Below are 25,208 nucleotides of genomic sequence, written 5' to 3'. Positions count from 1 at the left end.
GTCATCTTTGAGTCTCAAGGGTTCCGATACGAATTCCGGCGCCAGGTCAGACAGCAAGAGCGCCGGGCAACAAGATCGCCGGAGAAGGCGGCCTGTCGGGAGAGCGTGATGGCAAACAGGATCAAACTACCGGCGCCGGGTGGCGTCGGCCGGCGCGGCGTCGTGCAGGCGGCGGCGCTTGGCGTATCCCTGGGCGCGTCCCTGGCCGCGTCGCAGGCGGTGCTGGGCGTGCGGCCCGCGCGGGCGGCGCTGCCGGCGCATCCGCGTTTTCGGCTGGTGTTCGTCAATCATGTGACGACCAATCCGTTCTTTACCGCGACGCAGTACGGCATCCAGGACGCGGCCGAGTTGGTGGGCGCGGACACGCAATGGACGGGATCGGAGAACAGCATCGCGGCGGAGATGATCAGCGCGATCAATGCCGCGATCGCCGCGAAGGCCAGCGCCATCGCCGTGAGCCTGGTCGATCCGCATGCCTTCAACGAGCCGGTCGCGCGGGCGCTGGCGGCGGGGATTCCGGTCTTCGCCTATAATGCCGACGCGCCGGCCGGGTCGGGCAACAAGCGGCTGGCCTATATCGGGCAGGACCTGTTCAAGGCCGGGCAGATGATGGGCCAGCGCATCCTGGACCTGGTGCCGGGGGGACGGGTCGCGCTGCTGATCGCGACGCCGGGGCAGTTGAACATCCAGCCGCGCATCGACGGCGCGCAGGACGTGCTGCGCAAGAGCGGGCGGTCCTACCAGATCGACATCGTCGCCACCGGGGCGACGGTGAATGAGGAATTGTCCAAGGTCAAAGCCTATTACCTGGGCCATCAGGACGTCAAAGGCCTGTTTTCGGTCGATGGCGGCACCACGCAATGCGTGGCCGAGACGATGGAACAGTACGGGCTGGCGGCGAAGGGCGTGCGGGGCGGCGGGTTCGACCTGCTGCCGCGCACATTGCACCTGATCGATGCCGGGCACCTGGATTTCACCATCGACCAGCAACCCTATCTGCAGGGATTCTACACCGTGATGGAAATGTACACCTATCTGGTCTCGGGCGGGCTGGTGGGGCCGGCGGAGATCAATACCGGCCTGAAATTCGTGACCAAGGGGAATGTCGCGCCCTATCTGGCGACCAAGACCCGCTACGAGGGGAGTTCCAGCGCCGCGCAGCTTGTCGCGCGGTCAGGAGCGATCCAATCGTAGGCCTGTCCGGGAATGCGTGCTGGCGGCGGTCCGACGCGCGTTTTCTGCGCTCCGATGCTCATGGCCATCAAGGCCACTCCGCTTCGGTGCTCGAAAACACACGCCGGGCGCAGCCCTATCGGGCCGCTCCCACTCGCCAGCCCACATTCCCGGACAGGCCCGGAGCGGGACAGGGCTAGTTCGTTTTTTGGAGTTTGCTTGTATCGGCAAGATTTTCCCGAAAAAATCAAAAGTTTTTTGGTTCTTTTTTTCAAAAAAGAACGGGAACGCTTTCGGGTCGGCGTTAGGGAACATGATGCAATGTCGCGAATCCTTGGTGGGCTGCTGAAATGGCGTGAGGCGAGCGTCATCGTGGTGGCCGTGGTGCTGGCGGTGTATTTCCAGATCGCCAATTCCAGTTTCCTGTTTTCCAATGACTCGGTGCAGAACCTGTCGCAGTTCGTGGCGCCCGTCGCGATCATCGCCTGTGGCGAGGTGATGCTGATGATCGGCGGCGAGATCGATCTGTCGGCCGGGATGGTGTACGCGCTGGCGCCGTTCCTGATGTATTTCCTGGCGCAGGCCGGCCTGCCCTATCCGCTGGCGGTGCTGGGCGCGCTGGCCGGCGCGGCCCTGGTGGGGGCGTTGAACGGTTTCGTGACCGTGATGCTGGACGTGCCGTCCTTCGTCACCACGCTGGGCACGCTGTTTCTGCTGAACGGGCTGACGCTGACGATTTCGGCCGGCACGCCGGTCGAGGTGGAGGCCGGGCGGCGGCTGGCCTGGCTGCTGGGCCGGGCGGGCTATGCCGAGTTCGCCTGGGCGCTGGCCATCGTCGCGGTGATGCATTTCATGCTGCGCAACACGCGCTGGGGGCTGCACACCATCGCGGCCGGGGCGAACCCGACCGGGGCCAGCGAGGCCGGAATCCGGACGCGCCGGCTGAAGGTCGGCAATTTCATCCTGTGCGGCGCGCTGTCCGGGCTGACCGGCATTCTGGAGGCGTTCCGCATTGCGTCGATCGATCCGACGGCGGGGGGGACGCATATCATGTTCCTGGCCGTGGCGGCGGCGGTGATCGGCGGCACGCCGCTGGCCGGCGGGTCGGGCACGATCGCGGGCGCGATGGTCGGGGCGATCGTGCTGGGCATCCTGAATGACGGGTTCACGCTGATCGGGATCAATGCCTTTACCTTCGACCTGATCCTGGGCGCGGCCATCCTGGTGGCCATGCTGTTCAACATCCATATCGGCCGTTTCCGGCGCCGTCTGTCCGTGTCATGAGGCATGGCCGGGACATTGGCGCGGGTCACGCCGGGAGGGAGACCGCCATGCGGAACCTGCCATGACGACGCCCATCGCGACGACGCCCGCGGCGCCCGTCATCCCCCCTGCGGAGAGAGCCCGGATGGAGGCGGCCGGGCCGGAGATGCTGCGGGCGGAGAACATCGTCAAGGTTTTCGGGCCGATCACGGCGCTGGACGGTGTGTCGATGTCGCTGCGCCGGGGTGAGGTCCTGGGCATTCTGGGCGATAACGGCGCCGGCAAGTCGACGCTGATGAAGATCCTGACCGGCTATCAGCCGCCGAGTTCGGGCAGGCTGTTCGTCGAGGGGGTGGAGACTCGCCTGCGGTCGGTGGACCATGCGCGCGCGCTGGGCATCGAATGCGTCTATCAGGACCTGGCGCTGGCCAACTCGCTGTCGGTCTACCACAACATTTTTCTCAATCGGGAAATCCTCTATCCCGGCCTGCATGTCCTGAACAACCGCGCGATGCGGCGCGAGGCGGCGCGGTGCCTGGAGGAGATCGGCGTATACGTGCCGTCGGTCGAGGCCGAGGTGGGATCGCTGTCAGGCGGGCAGCGCCAGGCGATCGCGATCGCCCGCGCGGTATACGGCAAGGCGCGCATCCTGCTGCTGGACGAGCCGCTGGCGGCGATGGGGGCGCGCGAGGCCGCGCTGATCGTCGAGCTGATCCTGCGGCTGAAGCGCGAGAATGCGATCTCGATCGTCATGATCATGCATAATTACGCGCAGACGCTGGATATCGCCGACCGGATCATGCTGATGCAGCGGGGGCGCGTGACCTATGAAAACGCGGCGAGCGCGACGTCGGTGCCGGAACTGATGGCGATCGTGCGGCGGGAATACCAGCATTTCCAGGCGCACCGGCAGGAGAGCGCGTGAGGTCGGCTTTCTGTTTTCTGAAGGGGGTGGCAGAAGATTTTTGATCGTTTGCGGAATCCTTTCCAGAGCGGATGGGATTCCCAAAACGAATGGAAGACGCTTATCCCCTCTCCTGGGCCGCTGTCTGGGCTGCCGCATGGCGGATTGCGCGGGCCATGGCCTCGACGCCGTTGCCGCGATTGGTCGAGAGGGCTTGGACCAGGCCCAGGTCGCGCAGGAAGCCCGGATCGGTCGCGAGGATTTCGTCGGGCGTGCGGCCGGAATAGACGCGCAGCAGCAGGGCGACCAGACCGGAGACGATGGCGGCGTCGGATGCGCCGGCGAAATAGAGCGCGCCGTCGCGGGTTGCGGATTCGAGCCAGACCTGGCTCTGGCAGCCGGGGACGCGATGCGCGTCATTGGTCCATTCGGCGGGGAAAGGCGGCAGCTTGCGCCCGAGTTCGATGATGTACTGGTAGCGCTGCATCCAGTCGTCGAACAGCGCCAGCTCGTCGCCGATCGTGGCGATCGCGGCGGCGGCGGTTTCGTCCTCGGGTCTGACGAAGGGGTCGGTCACGGCGGTCATGGAGCAATCCTGTGGCGCCACCGGCCCGTCCGGTCAAGACGGGACGGGCCGGGACGGGACGGTGGCGCCATGCCCGCCGGCCCGTCGCCCGCCCGGCCTTGGAGCCGTTCGGGACTGCGGGCGGCGCGCCGGACCACCGCCGGCGCGCGGTCCCGGGCGGGTTTAGAGGATGAAGCGGCTGAGGTCGCCCTTTCGGGCCAGGGGGGCGACCTTGTCCTGCACGTCGGCGGCGGTGATGTGCACGGTCTGGCCGGAGCGGTCGGCGGCGGAGAAGGACACGTCCTCGAGCATGCGTTCGAGCACCGTGGCCAGGCGGCGCGCGCCGATATTCTCGATCCGTTCGTTGATGTCGGCGGCGAGTTCGGACAGGGCGTCCACCGCGCCGTCGGAGAAATCGAGGGTGACGCCCTCGGTTTCCATCAGGGCGGTATATTGCTTGAGCAGCGAATGCTCGGGCTCGGTCAGGATGCGGCGCAAATCCTCGCGGGTCAGCGGCGCGAGTTCGACGCGGATCGGCAGGCGGCCCTGCAGTTCGGGCAGCAGGTCGGAGGGCTTGGCGATATGGAACGCGCCCGAGGCGATGAAGAGGATGTGGTCGGTCTTGACCGGGCCGTATTTGGTCGAGACCGTCGTGCCCTCGATCAGCGGCAGCAGGTCGCGCTGTACGCCCTCTCGGGAGACGTCGCCGCCGCGGAAGCCGCTTTCCGAGGAGCGGGCGCAGACCTTGTCGATCTCGTCGAGGAAGACGATGCCGTGATCCTGGGCGTGCGCGACGGCTTCGCGGGTCAGCGCGTCGTTGTCGAGCATCTTGTCCGCCTCCTCACGCGTCAGGGCCTCGCGCGCGGCGGCGACGCTCATGCGGCGGCGCTGGGGCACGCGGTTCATCAGCCCCTTCATCATGTCGGAGAAATTGATCACCGTGCCCGGGGTCATGTTCGGCAGGTCGCCGAGCGCCGCCGCCCCCTGGGTGTCGGCGACGGCGATCTCGACCTCCTTGTCCTCAAGCTCGCCCTGGCGGAGCATGCGGCGGAACTTGCCCTTGGTGTCGGCCGACGCGCCCTCGCCCACCAGGGCGTCGACCAGGCGGTTTTCGGCGGCGTGCTCGGCGCGGGCCTGCACGTCGCGCCGGCGCAGGTCGCGCAGCATGGTCAGCGAGACCTCGACGAGGTCGCGGATGATGCTTTCCACGTCGCGGCCGACATAGCCGACCTCGGTGAACTTGGTGGCCTCGACCTTGAGGAACGGGGCCTGGGCCAGGCGGGCCAGGCGGCGGGCGATCTCGGTCTTGCCGCAACCGGTGGGGCCGATCATCAGGATGTTCTTCGGCACGACCTCGTCGCGCATCCCCTCGGGGAGCTGCGCGCGGCGCCAGCGGTTGCGCAGCGCGATCGCGACGGCGCGCTTGGCGTCGGCCTGGCCGATGATGAAGCGGTCGAGTTCCGAGACGATTTCACGGGGGGAGTGGTTGGGGACGTCCATTACGCTTTGGCCTCGTCCGTATCCTGGCCCAATGTTTCCAGGATCACGGAATGATTGGTGAAGACGCAGATCTCGCCGGCGATGCGCATGGCGCGGCGCGCGATGTCGGCGGCCGACAGCCCGTCGATTTCGGCCAGGGCACGGGCGGCGGAGAGCGCGTAATTGCCGCCGGAGCCGATAGCGATGATCCCGTCCTCGGGTTCCAGCACATCGCCGTTGCCGGTGAGGGTGAAGGCGCGTTCGCGGTCGGCCACGGCCATCATCGCCTCGAGCCGGCGGAGATAGCGGTCGGTGCGCCAGTCCTTGGCCAGTTCGACGCAGGCGCGTTCGAGCTGGTTGGGGAAACGTTCGAGCTTGGCCTCGAGCCGTTCGAGCAGGGTGAAGGCGTCGGCGGTGGCGCCGGCGAAGCCGGCCAGGATCTCGCCCGCCGGGCCGATGCGCCGGACCTTGCGGGCGTTGCCCTTGATGACGGTGTTGCCGAGCGTCACCTGGCCGTCGCCGGCCATGGCCACCTGGCGGCCGCGGCGCACGCACAGGATGGTCGTCCCGTGCCAGCCGATGGGATCATGGTGGGTGCTGTGTATGGTCTGCATGACTGGAACAGATAAGCCGTCCGCCGCGCAGGACAAGGGTGGGAACTGGATTACCCTTTTCCGAACCCCGGTGGGGTCGGAAACGTGGGCTGGTGAGCGAAAGTGCCGCGCAGCGGCACGGCCGGCGTGGATTTGCGAGCATCGCAGCGCAGCGCAGCGGCTTTGTGGGCCATGAGCAGCGAAGCGCAGCAAAGCCGCGTCGGATCGCCACCAGCCCGCTTTTATGACCTCGCCGGGCCGCGGTGGGGTCGGAAACGTGGGCTGGTGAGCGAGAGTGCCGCGCAGCGGCACGGCCGGCGTGGGTTTGCGAGCATCGCAGCGCAGCGGCCTTGTGGGCCGTGAGCAGCGAAGCGCAGCAAACGCGCGTCGGATCGCCGCCAGCCCGCTTTTATGACCTCGCCGAGCCGCGGTGGGGTCGGAAACGTGGGCTGGCGAGCGAGAGTGCCGCGCCGCGGCACGGCCGGCGTGGGTTTGCGAGCATCGCAGCGCAGCGGCCTTGTGGGCCGTGAGCAGCGAAGCGCAGCAAACGCGCGTCGGATCGCCGCCAGCCCGCGTTTACGACCCCACCGCCGTTTATGATCCTATGGCGCGGGCTACGTATTCAGACAGTTCGGCCTGCGTGAACGGCTTGCGCAGGATCAGGGCGTCGTCCGGCAGGTCGGCATTGTCGGCATAGCCGGTCAGGAACAGGATGGGGGTGCCCGGATAGCGGGCGCGGATGCGACGGGCGGCTTCCTCGCCGCCCATGCGGGGCATCATGACGTCCATCACCACGAGGTCGGGGATGTCGGGTTCCATGTCGGAGAGGCGGGACAGGGCGGCCTCGCCGCCCGTCGCCTCGATTGTGCGGTGGCCCATGCCGCGCAGGAAGCCGGCGGTGACCGCGCGGACCGCGTCCTCGTCATCGACCACCAGCGCCAGCAGGCCGCGCGGCGCGGGGGGTTCGGGGGGCGGCGGCGGCGCGGGGGTGGCGGCGTCCTGCTGGACGGGCAGATAGAGATCGACCCGCGTCCCCTGCCCCAGGGTGCTGGCGACGCGGACGTCGCCGCCGACATGGCGGATGAAGCCGTAGATCATCGACAGGCCCAGCCCGGTGCCGCGGCCGACATCCTTGGTGGTGAAGAAGGGTTCGAAGATGCGGGCCAGGGTTTCGGGGGACATGCCGGTGCCCTGGTCGGCGACCGAGACGACCACGTAGGGGCCGGGCGCGAGGTCGCCCCCGGCCGAATCGCCGATGCGCGGGCCGTCGCCGTGCGGAGTGTCGGTATGCGGGTTGTCGATATGTGAGCCGTCGATATGTATGGGGCGGGTCGAGAGCGCGATCGTGCCGCCGTCGGGCATGGCGTCGCCGGCATTGATGCACAGATTGAGCAGCGCGAGTTCGAGCTGTCCGGCGTCGGTCCGGGCGGGCGGCAGGGTGCCGTCGGGCGCCAGGCCGCCCACGTCGATGGCGAAGGGCATGCGCGGCGCGGCGCCGTCGCGGCGGCGGGCGGTGACGGCCTGCATCAGCAGGTCGCGCATGTTCCGCAGCAGGGCGTTGACGTCGACCGGCTGCAGGGAGAGGTCGCGCGGGCGGCTGAAATTCAGCAGCCGGCGGGTCAGGTCCGCGCCGCGCCGGGCCGCGGCCATCGCGTTGTCGAGTAGGCGGGCCGTGCGGGAATCGAGCGGGGGGCCGGTGTCGGCGGCGAGTTCCAGCGAGCCCATCACCGCCGTCAGCAGATTGTTGAAATCATGGGCGATGCCGCCGGCCATGGTGCCGAGGGCCTGCATCTTCTCGGCCTGGCGGAGGCGGGCCTCCATTTCCCGCTGGCGGGTGATGTCGCGATTGATCAGCACCGAGTGGGAGCCGCTGCCCGGATTGGCGCCCGGAGCGGCACCCAGAGCGGCACCCGGATTGGCGTCGAGCCGCGCGCGGGTGAATTCGCGCCAGACCGTGCCGCCGCCGGGCGTGGGAAAGGCGACGATGTCCTCGTCCTTGCCCTCGGCGGCCATCCGGGCCTCGGCGGCGCGCAGGGCGGGGAGCTGGGCGGGGTCGGTCAGGTCCTCCTCGCGCTGGCCGAGGCAGGCGGCCTCGTCCCGGCCGTAGAAGGCGGCGGCCTGGCGGTTGATGCGGATGAAGCGGCCCTGGGGGTCCTTGAAGGCCAGACCGGAGCGCAGGTTCCGGAGCAGCCCGTGCAGCAGCATGCGTTCGGTGTGCAGTTCGCCTTCCAGCCGGTGGCGGTGGGCGGCCTGGACGATCATCGCGCGCAGGGCGTCGCCGTCCCAGGGCTTGTGCGAATAGAACGAGATGCGGCCCTGGTTCAGCGCCGCGGCGACGGCGCCGATGTCGGCGTAGCCGGTCAGCAGGATCGCCTGGGCGTCGCAGAAGGCGCGGGCGCGGGCCAGCATGACGTCGCCGCCCATTTCCGGCATGCGCTGGTCGGAGACGATGACGTCGACATCCGGGCGGCGGGCCAGGATGTCCAGGGCCTCGGCCGGCGAGGTGGTGGAGAGGATCGTGAACGACTCCTCGAGCAGGTCGCTGAGGGCCACGAGGATTTCGGGTTCGTCATCGACCAGGAGGACGACGGGGCGGGCCGTCATGCGGGGGCTCCGGCGCCGACGGGGCGGGGGGACGGCATGGCCCCGGGATGTGTGCCGGGATGGGTGCCGGGATCGGGGAGCGCCGCCAGTTCGGGCTGCCAGGGCACCGCGACGGTGAAGAGGGTGCCGCCGCCCGGCGCGTCGGTGGCGGTGATCGTGCCGTGATGGGCCTGCACCACGCCATAGGCGATGGCGAGCCCCAGGCCGGTGCCGGCCCCGACGGGCTTGGTGGTGAAGAAGGGCTCGAAGACCCGTTCCTTCATGTCCGGGGGGATGCCGGGGCCGTTGTCGCGGATGGTGAAGACGTAGGTCTGGCGATCGCCCCCGTTCTGGCGATCGCCGTTTTGTCGATCGCTGGCGGCGCGCAGTTCGGTGCCGATGCTGATCAGGCCGGCGGGCATGGATGCGGCGGACGTGGGGGCGCCAGGAGTGGCAGCGGACTGGTCGGTCATGGAGAGGATGGCGTCGGCGGCGTTGCTGATGATGTTCATGATCACCTGGTTGAGCAGCGCGGACTGGCAATAGAGCCGGTCGGGCGCGCGATAGTTCCGTTCGACCGCGATATGGCCGCCGAATTTCTGGGTCAGCAGGGCGAGCACGGTTTCGAGCGCCTCGGGCACGTCGATGACCTGGAACTGGCCCTCGTCCAGGCGGGAGAATTTGCGCAGGTTCACCACCAGGTTCTGGATGCGGCGCAGGCCGAGATTCATCGATTCCACCCGGTCGCGGCATTTCGCCAGCGCGGCGCGGCGTTCGGCGGCGGCCGAGGTGGCGGCGGGGGATGCGCCGTCACCGGGCCTGTCGTTTTCGGCCGCATCCTTCTCGGCGTCGATCACCTGGGCCAGCAGGCGGGCGACCGTGTCCTTGTGCGCCAGGATGAAGGCGAGCGGATTGTTGATTTCATGCGCGATCCCGGCGACCAGCTCGCCCAGCGAGGCCATCTTCGCGGTCTGGACCAGCTTGCTCTGGGTTTCGATCAGCTTGCGGTTGGCGGCGGCCAGTTCGGTGTTGGCCTGTTCCAGCGCGCCGGCCAGCGACGCCTTGGACGCGATGGCGGCGGCCTCGGCGCGGGCGGTTTCGACCGCGATCTCGCGCGCCTGGCGTTCATGGTCGATGCGCCTGGCCTCGTCCTGCAGCAGCTTGCGGCGCAGCAGGGCGCGGATGCGCAGGGCGAGCATTTCGGGCTCGACATCGTCGGAGACCAGATCGTCCACCCCGGCCTCGAACGCGCGGGCGGAGAGGGCGCCGCGCGCGGCCTGGCCGCCGCTGAGCCCGAGGATGCGTGGCGGGACGGCGCCGCCCACCACGATTTTCTGCCGCAGATCGTCCAGTTCGCGGCAGAAGGCGATGCCGTCGAACCGGCCGGAGACCAGGTCGACCACCACGCAGTCGGGGCCGCGCGCCGCGTCCAGCCAGCTCTGCCGGTCCACGGCGGAGGGGTGCGGCGCCACCATGACGTCGTGCCCGTCGGAGCGCATCAGGGCGGCCAGGGAGGCGACGTCGCGGCCGGGCGCGCCGTCGCCGCCGACCACCAGGATCCGCGCGCGGCGGAACAGGGGGCTGTCGTCGCGCGGGCCGGTCCCGGCGCCCTCGCGCAGCAGGGCGCGGATGCGGAAGACGATCAGGTCCGGATCGGCGGATTTGGGCACGTAGGCGTCGGCGCCGCTTTCCAGGCCCTCGCGCTCGAGCCCCGGTTCGCCGCCCTCGGTCAGCATCAGCACCGGGATCATGCGGGTGACCGGGCTCATGCGAAGCTGGCGGGCCATCTGGCCGCCATTCATTCCCGGCAGGTGGTAATCGGCCACCACCAGGTCGGGGATGCGGGCATCGAGCGAGTCCAGCGCGGCCTCGCCGCTGGCGACGCGGCTGACGGTGAAGCCGTGGCCTTCCAGCATGCGGCGGATGCGCAGCGCCTGGGTGTCGGAATCCTCGACCAGCAGCAGGGTCGGCTGCGGGGCCTGTTGCTGGGCCGGTTGCGGGGGCGCGGTCATGCCGGCGCGTCCCCGGTCGTGCCGCTCTCGGCATGGGAATCGGCATGGGAGACCGCGTGCGGGATGCGCGAGGCGGCGGCGATGGCGACGAGGTGGGGGGCGATCTGGCCGAGCGGCAGGCTGACGCTGGCCGCGCCGAGGCGTTCGGCGGCGCCGGGCATGCCGTGGACGATGGAGGTGCTGCGGTCCTCGACGATCGTGTAGGCGCCGGCGCGGCGCAGGTCGCGCAGGCCGGTGGCCCCGTCCTCGCCCATGCCGGTGAGGAGCACGCCCATGGCCTCGCCCCCCATGCGGGTCAGCGACGAGAAGAGCGCGTTCGCCGCCGGGCGCTGCCCGCCCAGGGGGGGCGCGCCGGACAGGCGGATTTCGTCGTGACCGCCCAGCATCAGGTGGGTTTCGGCGGGGGCCACATGGATGTGGCCGGGACGCAGGGCCTCGCCCTGCCGGGCGAGGCCGACCGAAAGCGGGGTCTGGGTGGCCAGCCAGGCGGCGAATCCCTCCATGAAGCCGGCGCCCATATGCTGGACGAGGAGGATCGGCCACGGGAAATCGGCGGGCAGCGCGCCCACGATGTGGGAGAATGCCTGCGGGCCGCCGGTCGAGGCGGCCATGGCGACGAGGCGCGGGCGCAGCCGGCGCGGCACGGGGAGCAGGGCGGGAGGGGGGGCCTCGTGCCGGATCGCGGCCTCTGGAGGCATCATCCCCGGTGTCATCGTCTCGGGGGCTATCGTTACCGGGGCCACGCGGCGGCGGATCACGGGCACCTGGCTCATGATGTACAATTGCGTCGCGATCGCGGTGCTGGATGCGCCGGACGGCCAGCCGGCCGGCTTCTCGACCACCGACAGCGCGCCCGAGCGCAGGGCGTCCATCGAGATGCGCAGGGCCGGGTCGGTCGAGGCGTCGCAGACGATGACGATCGGCGTGGGGCATTCCGCCATGATGCGCCGGGTCGCCGCGAGACCGTCCATGCCGGGCAGGCGCACATCCATCGAGATCACGTCGGGCCGCAGGCGGGGGACCAGGCGCAGCGCCTCCTCGGCCGTTTCGACGGCTTCGATCAGTTCCAGGCGCGGGTCGCCGCGGACCAGCCGGACCATGACCTGGCGGATGACGGCGGAGTCCTCGACCACCAGCACGCGGACCCGGGGGGGCGCAACGAGGAGGTGATTCACAGCACCCCCCGGATCGTGTCCAGCAATTCGCCCTGTTCGAAGCCCTGTTTGGTGAGGTAGGCGCGCGCGCCGCCTTCGAGCCCGCGGCGAATGTCGGTTTCCTCGTTCCGCGAGGTCATGAGCACGACGGGGATGGAGGAGAGGCGCGGGTCGGCCCTGACGGCGTCCAGCAGCGCGAATCCATCCATGCGGGGCATCTCCACGTCCGTCACGATCACGTCGATCCCGTGGGCCGAGCGGCGCAGGGTCGACAGGGCCTCGACCCCGTCGGTCGCCAGCAGGACATCATAGCCGTGGGTCTGGAGGATCGTCTTCTGGAGAGTCCGTGTGGTAATCGAATCGTCAACGATCAGCACCGTCGGCGCGCGGCGGCGCGGCGCGGCGGCGGGTTCGGCGGGCCGGTGGCCGGCGGGAGGGCCGTCGAGGCGCAGGCCGTCGATGTGCGGACCGTCGATGCGCGGGCCGGGAGCGCCGCCCTTGTTCCAGCGGCCGAGCAGGGTGTCGGGGCTGAGCACGAAGACGGGCCGGTCGCCGCGCGGCCAGCCGACGCCGGGCGCCAGTTCGCTGTCCAGCCCGGCCGCCTGGGCGTCGGAGATCTGCAGGACCCGCACCTCGCGCATCCGGTCGACGGCGAAGCCGCAGCGCAGGCCCTCGGCCGCGACCAGGGCGACCGACAGGGCGCCGTCATGGATCGGCAGGGAGACCGGCGGGGCGGCATCGGGGCGGCCGAGGAAGGCGGCGAGCGGCACCACGGGCACCAGGGCGGGTTCGGCGGGTGGCGCGGCGGAATCGCTGCGGTCGGCGAGGGGAATGTAGGTGCGGCCGTCGATCACGCGCAGGTCGGCCTGGCGCACGCGCAGCAGCCGTTCGATGGCCCGCCCGGGCAGGCCGACCGTCATGCCCCCGGCCTCGACCAGCAGGGTGGTGCGCTGGCGCCTGGACACCGGGACGGACATCGTGACGGTCGTGCCCCAGGACTGGGTGCCGGACTGGGTGTCGGGCTGGATGGTGTCGGGTTGGCCGGCCTCCATGCGGACCGCGCCGTGCAGGGCCCGCGCGGCCTCGGCCACCACCGAAAGGCCCATGCCCCGGCCGGCCAGGTGATCGGCCTGAGGCCGGGTGGAGAAGCCGGGATCGAAGACCAGGGCCAGCAGCGTGTCGGGATCGGGCTGCGTGTCGGGGGGGATCAGGCCCCTCTGCGCCGCGCGGGCGGCGATCGCGTCGAGGTCGGGGCCGCGCCCGTCGTCGGAGACCGAGACCAGGAGCCGCACGCCGACCATGCGGACCGACAATGTGAGCACCGGCGCGGGCGGCTTGCCGGCTTGCCGCCGGCGGGACGCGCTTTCCCGCCCGTGGACGATGGCGTTGCGCAGCAGGTGGATCACCGGGTCGCGCAGGGCCTGCATGACGCGGCGGTCGGCGCGGACATCCATGCCGAGCAGCCGGACCGTGACCTCGCCGTCGCCGTCCTCGGAGGGGTGTTCACGGGCATGTTCGCGGGCGATCTGGCGTACCATGCCGGCCAGGGAGCCGAAGACCGTGCCGGCGGGGACCAGGGTGACGGCGCGGATGTCCTCGTCCATCCGCAGCATGGCGCGGTCGAGCTGGCCGGCCAGGCGGCCGCGTTCGCGCGACAGGGCGGACAGGGCGCGGGTCAGCCGCGCCAGTTCGGCCGCCGGATCGGCGGGCGGCGCGTCGGCATGGCGGCGGGCCAGGGCGGCGAGGTCGTCGAGTTCGGCCCAGAGCCGGTCCTGCCGGCCGGCGGCGGCCAGGACGTCGTGCAGGACGCCGGACAGCGCGTCGAGGCGCGAGAGCGGGACCTGCACGTAGGATTCCGCCGCGTCCTCGCCCCCCGGGGCGGCGGGTGACGAGACGGGCGGCGGGGCGGGAGGGACGCCCTGCATGGCGGCGTCGATCCGGTCCATGGCCCGGCCGATCGCGGCGATGTCGTCGGGCTGGACCGGCTGGTGCCCGTCCGTCAGGCGGAACAGGCGGTTTTCCAGCGCGTGGGCGATGGATTCGATGTCGGCGCGCTCGACGACGCGGGCCGCGCCCTTGAGCGAATGGACGCGGCGGAAGATTTCGCCCACGCCGTGCGCGTCCGGCGGGCCGGCCGCCAGGATGTCGCGCACCACGCGGAGATGGTCGCGATATTCGGCCTGAAAGACCGCCAGCAATTCCTGTTGCAGGCTTTCCACGGCCGGCCGTCAGGTGCGGTAGCGGGCGGAGATGGCCAGGAGCTGGTGCGACAGGCTGCCGAGATTGCTGGCCGAGGCTTCCAGGTTGCGGGTGCCGGCGGCCGTCTGCTGGCTGGCCTGGCGGATACTCTGCAGGGCCGTCATGACCTGTTCGATGCCGATCTGCTGCTGGTTGGTCGAGGCGACGATCTGCTGGAAGGCATGCACGCCTTCCTCGATCCCGCCGGTCATGCGCTCGATCGTGTGATAGGAGATGTCGGTGCGTTCCTTGCCGGCCGAGACGCGTTTCACGGCCTCTTCGGTCAGCATCACCGAGGTGTTGATGCCGCGCTGGATGTCGCCGAGGATCGAGCGCACATGCTGGGTGGCGTCGCGCGACTGGTCGGCCAGGATCTTCATTTCCGCGGCCACCACGGCGAAGGAGCGCCCGTGCTCGCCGGCCGAAGCGGCCTCGATCGCCGCGTTGAGCGCCAGCAGGTGCGAGCGTTCCGACAGGTCGTTGACGGCGGTGATGATCTCGCTGATCGCATCGGTGCGTTCGGAGAGGGCCACGATGTTCTGGGCCACGGCCTCGGCCCCTTCCTGGGTGCGGGCCATGGCGCGGGCGGTTTCCTCGACCGCTTCCAGCCCGCTGGCCGAGCTGTGGACGATGATTTCGGCCGACGAGATGACCTCACGCGCGCGCTTGCTGATCTGGGCGCCGGAATGGGTGATCTGGTCGACCGTGGCGGCGGTTTCCTGGACCGCGGCGAACTGTTCCTCGACGCTGGCGGCCTGCTGCTGGGCGGAGGCGCGGATGTCGGCGACCGCGGCGTCGAGATTGCGCGTGGCCTCGCGGCTTTGCTGCGCGATTTCGCGCAGGCCGTCGATCATGCGGTTGAGCCCCAGGCCCAGCCGTTCGAACTCGTCGCGGCCGACGCCGGAGCCGTTGACCGTCACGCGGGTCGAGAGATCGCCCTGCCCCACCAGTTCCATCACCCGCATCAGCGCCGCGAGCGGCGCCAGGATCGAGCGCCGGGTCCAGAAGGTGACGATCAGCGCCACGATGACCGCGACCGCCAGGCCGAGGGTGAGCGAGCGGCGGCTGAATTCGTACAGCGCGCCGCTCTGCGCCTCGCCGGCCTGCACGCCGCCGTCCAGCGTGGTCGCGGCCTCGGTCACCAGGCGGTCGATCGCCTGGTCGCGGCCGTCGAGCTGGGCCGATTGCAGCCGGACGGCGGCGTCGTCCCCCCGGCGGATGGCGGCGAACAATTCGTCGGCGGACTGGCCGTTCTGGCGGACCTGACCCAGCGCCTGGCGGAGCAGCGCGGAGATCGCGGCGAACATGGCGCGGCGGGCGCCGACCGGGGCCTCGTCAGTCGCCTGGCCGGCGTCGCTGAGCGCCTGGACCAGCGTGTCCTCGGCCTGTCGTTCCTCGGCGCCCCAGTCGGCGATGGCGGCATCGAGCGCGACGCCGCCCTTGTCGTAATCGCGCGCGTAGAAATGGGAGAGGATGGACAGGCGGCGGGCGACCAGGTCGTTTTCCAGCGCGCGCAGATGGTTGAGCTGGCGGTAGACCGACAGGTCGCGGGTGACGATCACCGTCATTTCGTCGCGGACATTGCGGATCTGGCCCAGCGCGTAGACGCCGATGGAGACCATCAGCATCACGCCGACCATGAATCCGAGCAGCAGGCGATTGGCGATTGTCACGGCGGGTCAGACTCCGAAATGGCGTGCGGCGAACAGGCGCGCGGGATCGAGCGCCGCGACCACCCGGCCATCCGGCAGGACGGCCAGGGGGTGCGGGGTGGACGGGCCGGCGGACGCGTCCGCGATGTCCGCGACGCCCGTCGTGGCGCCGGCCAGCAGGGCGAAACGCGCGACCGACAGGCCGGACGCCGGGCGCAGCAGCACCATGGCGCCGGCCGCGCGCATCGGCGCGCCGCCCAGCAGGACCGACAGGTCGAACACTGTATAGAGATTGCCGCCATAGCCATAGACGCCCCGCACCCCGGCCGGACAGTCGGGCCGCATGGGCATGGCGCACCAGGCCGGGTCGGTCACGCGCAGCACATGGGGCACGTCGATGGCGTAGCCCTGGCCGTCGATGTCGAGGATGACGGCGGCGCGGCGGGGCCCGTCCTGGATTCCCGCCTGTTCGCCGCGCGCGGCGAACAGGCGGGCGCGCTCCTGCATCGTGGCGCGCGCGTAGAGCGTGGCGCGGCCAAGGGATGTGTCCTGGGGCGTGTCCCGGGTCATGTCCCTGTCCCGCGCAGGGCCGGGAGTGCCGCCGCGTCGGCCTGCGGCGGTTCGTCATCGTGATCGGTGCCGTCCGGGCGGATCAGGCGCAGCAGGCCGGCCGCCGTCAGGCCGCCGGCTTCGGCGACCGGGGCGTCGGGCGGAAGGCGTTCGAGCAGCATGCGGGCCTGGCGCAGCAGGCGCCTGCCCTCGCCCGCCTGGCCGGAATCGTGCAGCAGGTGGGCGAGGTGGACGTGAGCCATGACATGGTCGCGGCGGAGATAGAGCACGCGGCGGAACCCGTGTTCGGCCGAAGCCGGATCGCCCGCGCCGGCGGCCAGCATGCCGGAGAGGAAATGCAGCCCGGCATCCAGCGGATGGTCGGCCAGGGCGGCGGCGCAGCACGCGAGCGCCTGGTCCAGCGCGCCGGCCTCGGCCAGGTCGCGCACCGCGGCGGCGGCGGCCGTTGCGTCGCGCAGGGACGCGCACGCGATGACGGGCGTGGCGGAAGGACGGCGGCGGGGCACGGGCACAGGCACGGGCACGGGGGCGGGGGCCGAGGCGGAAGCGGCGGGACGCGGACGCGGCGGCGGGCCGAGGCGCGTGCCCGGGAGGCGGAAGGCCTGCGTGCCCGGGAAGGTCACGGTTTCGAGGAACGCGCCGCATTCCGACAGCGGGTCGGAATGGCCCAGCAGCAGCCAGCCATGGGGCGACAGGCGGCCGGCCAGGAGGCGGATCAGGTCCAGCGCGCGGGCGGGCTCGAAATAAAGCAGCACGTTGCGGCACAGGACGAGGTCGAACGGGCCCGCCGGGCCGCCGCCCGCGGACAGGTCCATGAGGTTGCCGTATTCGAACCGGACCATGCGCCGGTATTCGTCGCGCAGGATCCAGTGCCGGTCGCGGTCGGCGGGGCGAAACCAGCGGGCGCGCTCGGCCGGGGAGAGGTCGCGCAGGGACCAGGCGCCGTATTCGGCCCGGCGCGCGCGGTCCAGCGCGTGGAGGCTGATGTCGGTGCCGAGGATTTCGATCCGCCAGCCCGTCTCGCCCCGCGCGGCGAGGAGGCGGCGCAGCAGGATGGCCAGCGAGTAGGGCTCGGCCCCGTTGGCGCAGCCGACGCTCCAGATCCGCAGGGTGCGCAGGCCGTGCAGGCGCCGGATCAGGTCGGGCAGGATGGTGGCTTCGAGCGCGTGGAACTGCTCGGCGTAGCGGAAGAAGAAGGTCTCGCCGATCGTCACGGCGGATTCCAGCGCCCGCCATTCGGTTTCGCCGCCATGGGGGTCAGAGAGCAGCGAGAGATAATCCATCGGGCGGGCGCAATGGCAGGCTTCCATGCGGCGGGCCAGGATGATGTCCAGCAGGTCCATCTTGTCGGCATAGTAATGCAGGCCGGTGCGCGCGACGATGCGGGCCGCCAGCCGTTCCAGGGCGCGCCCGCGTTCAGACATCGTCACCCCAGATATCGTCACCCCACAGGGCGGCGCGCACCGAATCGGCCGTGGCCAGTTGCGCGAGATGCTGCCGTTCGCGTTCCAGCAGCAGGCGGGCCGGATCCATCAGCAGGGCGGACCGTCCGCCCGGCAATTCGATTTCCCCCGTCAGCCATTCGGCGGCCATGTCGTCGGGGATGGGGGTGGCGGGCGCGGCGGCGGGGCGGACGTCCTGCACCCCGTCGACCAGGAAGGCCACGCGGGCGGCGGGGTCCGTCCGGTGCGGCGCCAGGGGGGCGCAGAGCAGGGGGTCGCAGGGAAGGGAGTCGCAGAGCAGCAAAGGGCGGTAGAGCAGCGTGGCATCGGTGTCGCCGGGCGGCGCATCGTCCGGTGGGGGGGCGCGCAGGCCGAGCAGGACCGCGAGGTCGACCACGACCACCCGTTCGGCCCCCAGGCGGAAATGCCCCAGGACGGGGGCCGGCGTGCCGGGCGGCCGGAAGAGCGCGGGCAGAGGCATGCATTCCCGCACCGGCGGCGCCGGCAGGGCATAGCAGGTGCTTGCGAGACGAAAGATGACGACGGCCCCTGACACCCCGGTTGCATGACCTCCGACACGGATGACCGCCACGGCGATGCGCGCTGTGATGCGCGCTGTAATGCTGTCACGCGCGGCGGTTTCCCTGATCGTGTATTCACCGAAGATTGCATTTAGCACAAGTGACGGCTACCTCGGGCAGGGATGCGTTCCCGACAGAGCGGGCACGCCATGCATAAGTTGCCGGAGACGATCGTCATGGACAGCTTCAACCCGGGACGTGCCGCCGAGCGGTTTCTTCCGTCGGCGGGCCGCGTGCCGTCGCGCCTGGCCATCGGCCGCCTGGTCCGCGTGGCGCTGTGCGCCGTGTTCTATTGCCTGTTCTATTTCGTGCAGCAGGTCACCGAATTGCTGGCGCCGCTGGTGCTGATCCTGGGGGTCGGCTGGAGCGTGCTGCCGCGCCTGATCGGGGCGATCGGCGCCAGCGCGGCGGCCGCGGACCCGCAGGCGCGTGACATCGTGACCCATGTGGCCGGCACCATTCCGCAGGAAATCGTGGTGGGGTCGCATGTGCTGACCGCGTGGTCGCTGGTGACCGACGGGCTGCTGATGATGGGCGCCGCCGCGGTCTGCGCGACCCTGGCCGCCATTGCCGCGCGCGAGATGTAAGAGCCCGTCCGGACGGCCCGCGTGATCCGGCTGCGCGACGTCAGTTTTCGCTATGACACGGCCGGCCCGGGCGGCGCGGCGCTGCGGCTGGTGTCGTTCGACGTGCCGCAGGGGGGATTCCGCTGGCTGCTGGGCCCCTCGGGGGCCGGGAAATCCAGCCTGCTGCGGCTGCTGGCGCTGGGGGCGCGGCCGACATCGGGGCGGCTGGAGGTGCTGGGCGCGGCGGTGGACGGGGCGCGGCGGGCGGCGCTGGCGCGGCTGCGCCGGCGGATCGGCATCGTGCAGCAGGATTTCCGCCTGCTGCCGGATTTGCCGGTTTTCGACAATATCGCGCTGCCGCTGCGCCTGCAGCGCCGGCCCGAGGACGAGATCCGCGACGAGGTGCGGGCGATCCTGGACTGGGTGGGGCTGGGCGAGCGGGCGGCGTCGCGCCCGCCGCAGCTTTCCGGCGGGGAGCAGCAGCGCGTGGCCATCGCGCGGGCGGTGATCCACCGGCCGGCGCTGATTCTGGCCGACGAGCCCACCAATGCGCTGGACGAGTACCAGGCCGGGCGGCTGATGGAATTGTTTCGCGACCTGGCGGGGTTGGGCACCACCATCGTGGTGGCCACCCATAACGATACGCTGATCCGCCGCTATCCGGCGCACGCGCTGGAACTGGCCCAGGGCCGGCTGGTGCGCGATGGCTGAGCGGATGTCGGAATACCGGCCGGAATCCGGACGGCTGGCGCGATGGAGCCGGGCCCGGCGCGCCGATGGGCTGGCGCTGCGCAAGGCGATTCCCGACCGGCTGCTGCCGCTGATGGTGGCGGCGATGGCCGTGCTGGCGGCGCTGGCGCTGGCCGGGGCGACCGGGGCGCAGGTGCTGGCGGAACGCTGGTCGGCCGGGGCGGCGTCGATCGTGACCATCCAGGTGCCGCAGCCGGACGATGCCACCGCCCCTGCCCCGGCTGGCGGGATGGCGGCCGGTGGGATGGTGGTCGGGGCGGCGGGCGCGCCGACGCGGGTGGATGCGGTGCTGGCGGCGCTGGCCGACATGCCGGGCGCGTCGGGCGTACACCGGCTGGGCAAGGCGGAACTGGCGGCGCTGCTGGCGCCATGGCTGGGCCGGGACGGCGATTTCGCCCTGGCGCTGCCGGCGGTGATCGAATTGCATCTGGCGCCGGGCGGCGGCGGGATCGACAGTGCCGCGCTGGCCCGGCGGCTGGAGGCGCGGGCGCCCGGCACGCTGGTTGAGCGCAATGCGGTGTGGAGCGACCGGCTGGGCGCGCTGGCGGACAGTTTGCGGCTGTGCGCCATCCTGGCGGTGCTGATCGTGGCAGGGATCGCGATCGTGCTGATTGCCGCCACCACCCGCGCCGGGCTGGGGGCGCGGCGCCAGCCGATCGAGCTGATCCATGCCATGGGGGCGAGCGACGGTTACATCGCCGGGCGTTTCGCGCGGCGGACGGCGCTGCTGGCCTGTCTGGGCGGATTGATCGGCAGCGTGCTGGCGCTGCCGGTGCTGGTGCTGCTGTCGCGGGTGGCGGCGCCCTTTGCCGCCGACGGGCCGGCCGCCGCCATGCCCCCTGCCCCGGCGGCCCTGCCGGGAGGTGGCTGGATGGGGGGCGGCTGGATGGGGATGCTGTCCGTGCTGCCGGTGCCGCTGGTGGTGACGCTGCTGGCGCTGGCGCCGGCGGCGGCGCTGATCGGCTGGCTGACCACGCAGGTGACGGTGCGCGGCTGGCTGCGCCGGCTGCCATGAGCCGCCTGCCCATCCGCCGCCTGCCCATGATCGCAGCGAGCGGCGGAGCCGGCCGGCCGCGGTCTGTCCCCCGGGGCTTGCCGGCATGAGCGGGCGGGCGGCGGCTGCGCGTTTTCTGTGTGGGGCGCTGGCCGGCCTGGTGCTGTTCGGCGGGATCTGGGCGGGGGGATTTGCCTGGTTCGTTCATGATGCGTTGCGCCCGGCGGTGATGCCGCCCCGGGCGGACGGGATCGTGGTGCTGACCGGGGGCCAGGGGCGGATCGAGGCGTCGCTGCGGCTGCTGGCCGACGCGCGCGGGCGGCGATTGCTGATTTCGGGCGTGGCGCCGCATGCCACGCCGGCCAGTGTGGCGGTGCGGCTGCAGCCCGTGGCGCGCGGCGCCATGCCGCCGCCCGACATGTGGGCGCGCGTCACGCTGGGGCGCCATGCGACGTCGACCATCGGCAATGCGGACGAAACCGCCGCCTGGGCGCGGGACAATGCGATCCGGTCGCTGATCGTGGTGACGGCGGGGTACCATATCCGCCGCGCGATGATGGAGATCGGCCGGACGCTGCCCGACGTGACGCTGTATCCCTATCCGATCCAGCCGCCGGTTCTGCGCGATCCCTACCATGTGTCGTCGCTGCGGGTGATCGCCACGGAATATGACAAATGGATCCTGGCCAGCCTGGGGCTGGCGCGGGACATGGATGCGTACGGGCGGCGGGACAGCGGGGAATGATGTACTTGGCTAGCCGGCGCGGCTGGATGCCTGCCGGCGGCCATATTGGCGTGGCGGGCAGTTCATGACCCGCTTGAATGCCGTGCTGAAGGATTTTTCGGATTCGTAGCCGAGTGCCAGGCCGATTTCCGCAACGGAATCGCGGGAGTGGGCCAGGCGATCCGCGGCCAGCATCATGCGCCAGCGCGTCAGGTAGCCCATCGGCGAGAGCCCGACCGTCTCCTTGAATTTCAGCGCGAAGATCGTGCGCGACATGGCGGCCTTCTCGGCCATGGCCTGCAGGGTCCACCGGCGGCCGGGAGAGTCGTGCAGGGCTTCGATCACCGCCCGCAGCCGCTGGTCGGCAAGCGCGAAGAGCCAGCCGGCCCCGTCGCGCCGCCCGTGCGACAGGTGCAGCCGCAAGACCTGCACCAGCACCATGGTGGCGAGCTGCTGCGCGACGATGAAATCGCCGGGCTGCGGGTCGAGCAGTTCCTGCCGCATGCGCTCGACGCACCAGCGCAGCGTCGCCCGATCGGGTTCCTCGCGGATATGGATGAGCGGGGGGAGCCTGTTCAGAAGCAGGTCGGCCTGGCGGTCGGCCAGGGTGAAATAGCCGCCGATGCTGAGGAACGCGCCGCCCTGGTTATAGGTGACGATCCGCCCGTCATGGACCGGCGGGAGCAGCGTGCGGAGGTCCATCGGCGCGACCGACAGGTCGCTGGCGAGACGAAACGGCTTGCCCCTCGCCAGCAGGAAACATTCACCCGCCCTGACCTGTACCGGGTCGGGCATGCCGTCGACCGACACCCAGCATGTGCCTGAGATGACGGCGTGGAACTTGATCCCGTCGTGAGGGCCGAACTGCACGGCCCAATCGCCGCCCGCATCGAAGCCGCCGGACACGTAGCTCTGCAGCTTCAGCAGCGACAGCATTTCCGATAGCGGGTCCATCCGCGATAATCCGAACGATTGAAAACCAAATACGAATTCTATGGCATAGATCGTTCGTCATCCAGTGCCTAATTTGCCCGGAAGCCGGCTGCGGCAAAAGGCGAGGAGAGATGTGATGCGCGTGTTCGTCACCGGTGCGACCGGATTTGTCGGGTCCGCGGTGGTCCGGGATCTGGTCGCCGCGGGGCATGAGGTGATCGGCCTTGTCCGTTCCGCCGACAAAGCCGCGGCGCTGGCCGCGGCGGGCGCGAAAGCCATTCATGGGTCGCTGGACGATCTTGGCAGCCTGCGCCGGGGCGCATCCGAAGCGGACGGCGTGATCCACACCGCCTTCTTCCACGCCTTTTCGCAGGCCGGTCTGGGGACCCGGTTGCGGATCATGGTCGGGGGACGCCCGGCCGAGATCGCCAGGCGGTTCATGACCGCCGCCGTCGCGGCGGACGGGCGCGCGATCGAGACGCTGGGCGATGTGCTCTGCGCCGGCGGACGATCGCTTGTCGTCGCCTTTCCGACCATGGCGATGGCGCCGGGGCGCCCGGCGGTCGAAACGGACGCCGCCGATCCGGATGCGGTAGGGGGCCTGCGGGCCCGATCCGAAACGGCGGCCCTGGCGCTTGTCGCACGCGGCGTGAAGGCCGCGACCGTTCGGCTGCCACCGACGGTGCATGACGAGACGAGGCAGGGCCTGGTCACCCGGCTGATCGCGATCGCGCGCAAAAAGCGGGTTTCGGCCTATGTCGCCGACGGCGCGAACAGATGGGCCGCGGTGCATCGGCGCGACGCGTCCCATCTGTTCCGGCTGGCGCTCGAACAGGGTGAGGCCGGCGTCCACCACCATGCGGTCGCCGAAGACGGCATCCCGTTCCGCGACATCGCGGAAGCCATCGGGCGCCATCTCGGCGTGCCGGTGCGCGGCCTGCCGCCCGAAGCCGCTTCCGGGCATTTTGGCTGGCTCGCGCCCTTCGTCGGCGCGGACAATCCGGTTTCGAGCCGGGGCACGCAGGAGCGGCTGGGCTGGCGTCCGACGCATCCACGATTGATGGCCGATATCGCAGTCGCTCTTCATGGTGCACACGCCTGAAGATTCCGGGGCGCGGCCTGCACGCACACACACGACACACGCGACAGAGGATTCTTTTCGATGCGATCGATCAAATTCCTGCCCCTGGCCTTCACCCTCGGCGTCGCGGCGGCCCAGCCGAGTCTGGCGGCGCGCGTGGCGTCCGGCGTGCCCGGCCTGGTCTTCGACCATGACGTGCCGGTCACCATGACCGACGGCCTGGACCTGCGCGTCAACATCTATCGCCCGGACACGCCGGGGCGCCATCCGGTGCTGGTCCTGATGGGACCCTACGGCAAGGACACGGCGATGGCCGATGCCCCGGCCTATAAGACGTCCTGGGCGAAGCTGATCGCGAAATATCCCGATCTGTGCAGGATATCCTCCTGCCGCTATATCCGGTTCGAGGCGCCGGATCCCGAACGCTGGGTCGCGAACGGTTATGTCGTCATCCACGCGGACGTTCGCGGCGCCGGCGCGTCGCCCGGGGTGCTGGATCCCTTTTCGCCGCGCGAGACCGAGGATTATGCGACGCTGATCACCTGGGCGGCGCACCGGCCCTGGAGTTCGGGAAAGGTGGGGCTGCTCGGCACGTCGTTCCAGGCGATCAATCAATATCAGGTCGCCGCGCTGCAGCCGGAGGGCCTGGCGGCGATCCTGCCGTGGGAGGGCGCGTTCGACCAATATCGCGAGATCGCCTATTATGGCGGGATTCTCAACGTTGCGTGGGAATATTGGTGGACCCACCAGGTGGTGCCCAACCAGAACGGCAACAGGCAGACGAAGCTGGTCGACTCGATCAATGGCGGTACGGACACCGGGGCGCCGCTCTCGCCCGAGATCCTGAAGCGGAACCGTGTCGATCCGGTCATGGCCTTCGCGGCGCACCCGTTCGACGGCGTCTATTATCGCCAGCGGACGCCGGACGGGAGCCGGATCACGGTGCCGCTGCTGGACGTCGCCAACTGGACGGACTGGAGCACGGAGGGTTATCGTGCCGCCGCCAGCACGCAGAAATGGCTGCGCATCCAGACAGGCGATCATCTGACACCCTTCTATTCCGACGCGGCGTTCGCTCTTCAGAAGCGGTTCTTCGACCATTTCCTGAAGGGCATCGACAATGGCTGGCAAAAGGAACCGCGGATCGCCCTGCAGATCAGGCGCCCGGACGGCACCTTCTGGCGGTCGGCATCGGCCTGGCCGCTGCCGGATACGCGCTGGGAGCGCTATTATCTCGATGCCAGGACCGGATCGCTCGGGCCGATGCAGAAGGCCGCAACGCCCGCGGAGGCATCCTATCCGGGACTGGGTGCGGGGATCACCTTCACGACGTCGCCCTTTACGGAGCAGACGGAATTTACCGGCCCCGTCGCCCTGCGGCTCTGGGTCGGGTCCTCGACGGCCGACATGGATCTCTTCGCCGCCGTCCGGCTGATCGATCCCCAGGGCCGGGACGTTACATTCGTGGGCAACAGCGACCCGAACATGCCGCTCGACCTGGGTTTTCTGCGCGTTTCGCATCGTGCCGCAGGTCCGGCGCGGTCGCGCGCGTATGCCCCGTTCCATCCGCATGCCGGATCGGAGCCGATGACGCCCGGGAGGCTTTACCCGGTGGATGTGGAATTCGACGAACCGACGAGCATCGTGATCCCAAGAGGATACCGTCTGGCCGTGACGATTCAGGGAAAGGATTTCGGGTACGGGCCGGGCGCCAATATCGTCCATGCCAAGGATTACGATCTTCCGAATGCGAACAATTCCGGCCTGTTCTTCGCGGCCCATCCGAACCGCGACCCCGCGCTCTATGGCGGAACGGACACGGTTGCGACCGGGGGAGAGCATGCATCCTATCTTCTGCTGCCGCGCATTCCCGATCGCCGCTGACTATGGGGCGGGATATGGCGCGGGCCGTTCCGGCTTCCTTCCAGCCCTTTCAGCGAGATCGGTCGCC

The 25,208-nt window shown here is 70.3% G+C and carries 21 protein-coding genes; 9 read left to right on the top strand and 12 right to left on the bottom strand.

The features are described from left to right. Positions 1-108: 108 nt before the first annotated feature. The 3 genes from QN315_RS16990 to QN315_RS16980 all read left to right on the top strand — a co-directional run bounded on the left by QN315_RS16990 (position 109) and on the right by QN315_RS16980 (position 3,361). Complete coding sequence (locus QN315_RS16990; RefSeq protein WP_323990563.1) at positions 109-1,194, top strand: sugar ABC transporter substrate-binding protein; 1,086 nt, start codon at positions 109-111, stop codon at positions 1,192-1,194. Between the two features lie 300 nt (positions 1,195-1,494). Next, the gene (locus QN315_RS16985; RefSeq protein ID WP_176639762.1) at positions 1,495-2,457 is read left to right on the top strand and encodes an ABC transporter permease; all 963 of its coding nucleotides are present in this window, start codon (positions 1,495-1,497) and stop codon (positions 2,455-2,457) included. A gap of 61 nt (positions 2,458-2,518) precedes the next feature. Then, a complete protein-coding gene (locus tag QN315_RS16980) occupies positions 2,519-3,361 on the top strand; it encodes an ATP-binding cassette domain-containing protein (RefSeq protein ID WP_323990562.1) in 843 nt (280 codons plus the stop codon). A 100-nt stretch (positions 3,362-3,461) separates the two neighbouring features. Here QN315_RS16980 and QN315_RS16975 read toward each other — a convergent pair whose 3' ends face one another. The 11 genes from QN315_RS16975 to QN315_RS16925 all read right to left on the bottom strand — a co-directional run bounded on the left by QN315_RS16975 (position 3,462) and on the right by QN315_RS16925 (position 18,307). After that, complete coding sequence (locus QN315_RS16975) at positions 3,462-3,917, bottom strand: SufE family protein (protein WP_176639764.1); 456 nt, start codon at positions 3,915-3,917, stop codon at positions 3,462-3,464. A gap of 171 nt (positions 3,918-4,088) precedes the next feature. Further along, positions 4,089-5,405 carry an ATP-dependent protease ATPase subunit HslU gene (gene hslU, locus QN315_RS16970; protein ID WP_176639759.1) on the bottom strand — a complete coding sequence of 439 codons (1,317 nt, stop codon included), beginning with the start codon at positions 5,403-5,405 and terminating at the stop codon, positions 4,089-4,091. Then, on the bottom strand, positions 5,405-5,998 hold the full coding sequence (gene hslV, locus QN315_RS16965; RefSeq protein ID WP_176639758.1) for an ATP-dependent protease subunit HslV: 594 nt from the start codon (positions 5,996-5,998) through the stop codon (positions 5,405-5,407). The genes hslU and hslV overlap by 1 nt, the downstream gene beginning before the upstream one ends. A gap of 573 nt (positions 5,999-6,571) precedes the next feature. Next, the gene (locus QN315_RS16960; protein ID WP_323990560.1) at positions 6,572-8,581 is read right to left on the bottom strand and encodes a response regulator; all 2,010 of its coding nucleotides are present in this window, start codon (positions 8,579-8,581) and stop codon (positions 6,572-6,574) included. Continuing rightward, positions 8,578-10,572 (bottom strand): response regulator, encoded by a 1,995-nt coding sequence (locus tag QN315_RS16955; RefSeq protein ID WP_323990558.1) that lies wholly within the window; start codon positions 10,570-10,572, stop codon positions 8,578-8,580. The genes QN315_RS16960 and QN315_RS16955 overlap by 4 nt, the downstream gene beginning before the upstream one ends. Continuing rightward, on the bottom strand, positions 10,569-11,747 hold the full coding sequence (gene cheB / locus QN315_RS16950) for a chemotaxis-specific protein-glutamate methyltransferase CheB (protein ID WP_408904545.1): 1,179 nt from the start codon (positions 11,745-11,747) through the stop codon (positions 10,569-10,571). The genes QN315_RS16955 and cheB overlap by 4 nt, the downstream gene beginning before the upstream one ends. Continuing rightward, on the bottom strand, positions 11,744-13,945 hold the full coding sequence (locus QN315_RS16945; protein WP_323990556.1) for a response regulator: 2,202 nt from the start codon (positions 13,943-13,945) through the stop codon (positions 11,744-11,746). Before QN315_RS16945 ends, cheB begins: the two co-directional genes overlap by 4 nt. Positions 13,946-13,954: 9 nt before the next feature. Beyond that, the gene (locus tag QN315_RS16940; protein ID WP_323990554.1) at positions 13,955-15,637 is read right to left on the bottom strand and encodes a methyl-accepting chemotaxis protein; all 1,683 of its coding nucleotides are present in this window, start codon (positions 15,635-15,637) and stop codon (positions 13,955-13,957) included. A 6-nt stretch (positions 15,638-15,643) separates the two neighbouring features. Beyond that, positions 15,644-16,186 carry a chemotaxis protein CheW gene (locus QN315_RS16935; RefSeq protein WP_323990552.1) on the bottom strand — a complete coding sequence of 181 codons (543 nt, stop codon included), beginning with the start codon at positions 16,184-16,186 and terminating at the stop codon, positions 15,644-15,646. Then, a complete protein-coding gene (locus tag QN315_RS16930) occupies positions 16,183-17,610 on the bottom strand; it encodes a protein-glutamate O-methyltransferase CheR (protein WP_323990550.1) in 1,428 nt (475 codons plus the stop codon). The genes QN315_RS16935 and QN315_RS16930 overlap by 4 nt, the downstream gene beginning before the upstream one ends. Next, complete coding sequence (locus tag QN315_RS16925) at positions 17,603-18,307, bottom strand: chemotaxis protein CheW (protein ID WP_323990548.1); 705 nt, start codon at positions 18,305-18,307, stop codon at positions 17,603-17,605. Before QN315_RS16925 ends, QN315_RS16930 begins: the two co-directional genes overlap by 8 nt. Before the next feature lie 51 nt (positions 18,308-18,358). On the opposite strand from QN315_RS16925, the gene QN315_RS16920 reads away from it, so the two are divergent. The 4 genes from QN315_RS16920 (at position 18,359) to QN315_RS16905 (ending at position 21,264) form a co-directional block, all read left to right on the top strand. Further along, complete coding sequence (locus tag QN315_RS16920) at positions 18,359-18,796, top strand: hypothetical protein (RefSeq protein ID WP_246285812.1); 438 nt, start codon at positions 18,359-18,361, stop codon at positions 18,794-18,796. A gap of 21 nt (positions 18,797-18,817) precedes the next feature. After that, positions 18,818-19,486: an ATP-binding cassette domain-containing protein gene (locus QN315_RS16915; RefSeq protein ID WP_323990546.1), complete on the top strand. Its 669-nt coding sequence runs from the start codon at positions 18,818-18,820 to the stop codon at positions 19,484-19,486. Positions 19,487-19,490: 4 nt separating this feature from the next. Continuing rightward, positions 19,491-20,540 (top strand): cell division protein FtsX, encoded by a 1,050-nt coding sequence (locus tag QN315_RS16910; protein WP_408904658.1) that lies wholly within the window; start codon positions 19,491-19,493, stop codon positions 20,538-20,540. 85 nt (positions 20,541-20,625) lie between these two features. Next, positions 20,626-21,264 carry a YdcF family protein gene (locus QN315_RS16905; RefSeq protein WP_323990542.1) on the top strand — a complete coding sequence of 213 codons (639 nt, stop codon included), beginning with the start codon at positions 20,626-20,628 and terminating at the stop codon, positions 21,262-21,264. A gap of 9 nt (positions 21,265-21,273) precedes the next feature. Here the strand turns inward: QN315_RS16905 and QN315_RS16900 are convergent, their stop codons facing one another. Then, positions 21,274-22,197 carry an AraC family transcriptional regulator gene (locus QN315_RS16900; protein WP_323990541.1) on the bottom strand — a complete coding sequence of 308 codons (924 nt, stop codon included), beginning with the start codon at positions 22,195-22,197 and terminating at the stop codon, positions 21,274-21,276. A 115-nt stretch (positions 22,198-22,312) separates the two neighbouring features. On the opposite strand from QN315_RS16900, the gene QN315_RS16895 reads away from it, so the two are divergent. Continuing rightward, positions 22,313-23,278 carry an SDR family oxidoreductase gene (locus tag QN315_RS16895; protein WP_323990540.1) on the top strand — a complete coding sequence of 322 codons (966 nt, stop codon included), beginning with the start codon at positions 22,313-22,315 and terminating at the stop codon, positions 23,276-23,278. A 60-nt stretch (positions 23,279-23,338) separates the two neighbouring features. Beyond that, complete coding sequence (locus QN315_RS16890; RefSeq protein ID WP_323990539.1) at positions 23,339-25,141, top strand: CocE/NonD family hydrolase; 1,803 nt, start codon at positions 23,339-23,341, stop codon at positions 25,139-25,141. The last annotated feature ends 67 nt before the right edge of the window (positions 25,142-25,208 follow it).

Origin of the sequence: Nguyenibacter sp. L1 (assembly GCF_035199985.1) — a bacterium.
In the GTDB taxonomy this organism is placed as follows: Bacteria; Pseudomonadota; Alphaproteobacteria; order Acetobacterales; family Acetobacteraceae; genus Gluconacetobacter; species Gluconacetobacter vanlangensis.
The sequence above is the reverse complement of the archived record's forward strand: the minus strand, read 5'-3'. Positions and strand labels throughout refer to the sequence as shown.

Coding starts and splice junctions, on each gene's coding strand:
- QN315_RS16895 (WP_323990540.1), top strand. CDS start 22,313: ATGCGCGTGTTCGTCACCGGTGCGACCGGATTTGTCGGGTCCGCGGTG.
- QN315_RS16935 (WP_323990552.1), bottom strand. CDS start 16,186: ATGACCCGGGACACGCCCCAGGACACATCCCTTGGCCGCGCCACGCTC.
- QN315_RS16930 (WP_323990550.1), bottom strand. CDS start 17,610: ATGTCTGAACGCGGGCGCGCCCTGGAACGGCTGGCGGCCCGCATCGTC.
- hslU (WP_176639759.1), bottom strand. CDS start 5,405: ATGGACGTCCCCAACCACTCCCCCCGTGAAATCGTCTCGGAACTCGAC.
- QN315_RS16900 (WP_323990541.1), bottom strand. CDS start 22,197: ATGGACCCGCTATCGGAAATGCTGTCGCTGCTGAAGCTGCAGAGCTAC.
- QN315_RS16985 (WP_176639762.1), top strand. CDS start 1,495: ATGTCGCGAATCCTTGGTGGGCTGCTGAAATGGCGTGAGGCGAGCGTC.
- QN315_RS16980 (WP_323990562.1), top strand. CDS start 2,519: ATGACGACGCCCATCGCGACGACGCCCGCGGCGCCCGTCATCCCCCCT.
- QN315_RS16905 (WP_323990542.1), top strand. CDS start 20,626: ATGAGCGGGCGGGCGGCGGCTGCGCGTTTTCTGTGTGGGGCGCTGGCC.
- QN315_RS16990 (WP_323990563.1), top strand. CDS start 109: ATGGCAAACAGGATCAAACTACCGGCGCCGGGTGGCGTCGGCCGGCGC.
- QN315_RS16920 (WP_246285812.1), top strand. CDS start 18,359: ATGCATAAGTTGCCGGAGACGATCGTCATGGACAGCTTCAACCCGGGA.
- QN315_RS16960 (WP_323990560.1), bottom strand. CDS start 8,581: ATGACGGCCCGCCCCGTCGTCCTCCTGGTCGATGACGAACCCGAAATC.
- QN315_RS16910 (WP_408904658.1), top strand. CDS start 19,491: ATGTCGGAATACCGGCCGGAATCCGGACGGCTGGCGCGATGGAGCCGG.
- QN315_RS16955 (WP_323990558.1), bottom strand. CDS start 10,572: ATGACCGCGCCCCCGCAACCGGCCCAGCAACAGGCCCCGCAGCCGACC.
- QN315_RS16890 (WP_323990539.1), top strand. CDS start 23,339: ATGCGATCGATCAAATTCCTGCCCCTGGCCTTCACCCTCGGCGTCGCG.
- hslV (WP_176639758.1), bottom strand. CDS start 5,998: ATGCAGACCATACACAGCACCCACCATGATCCCATCGGCTGGCACGGG.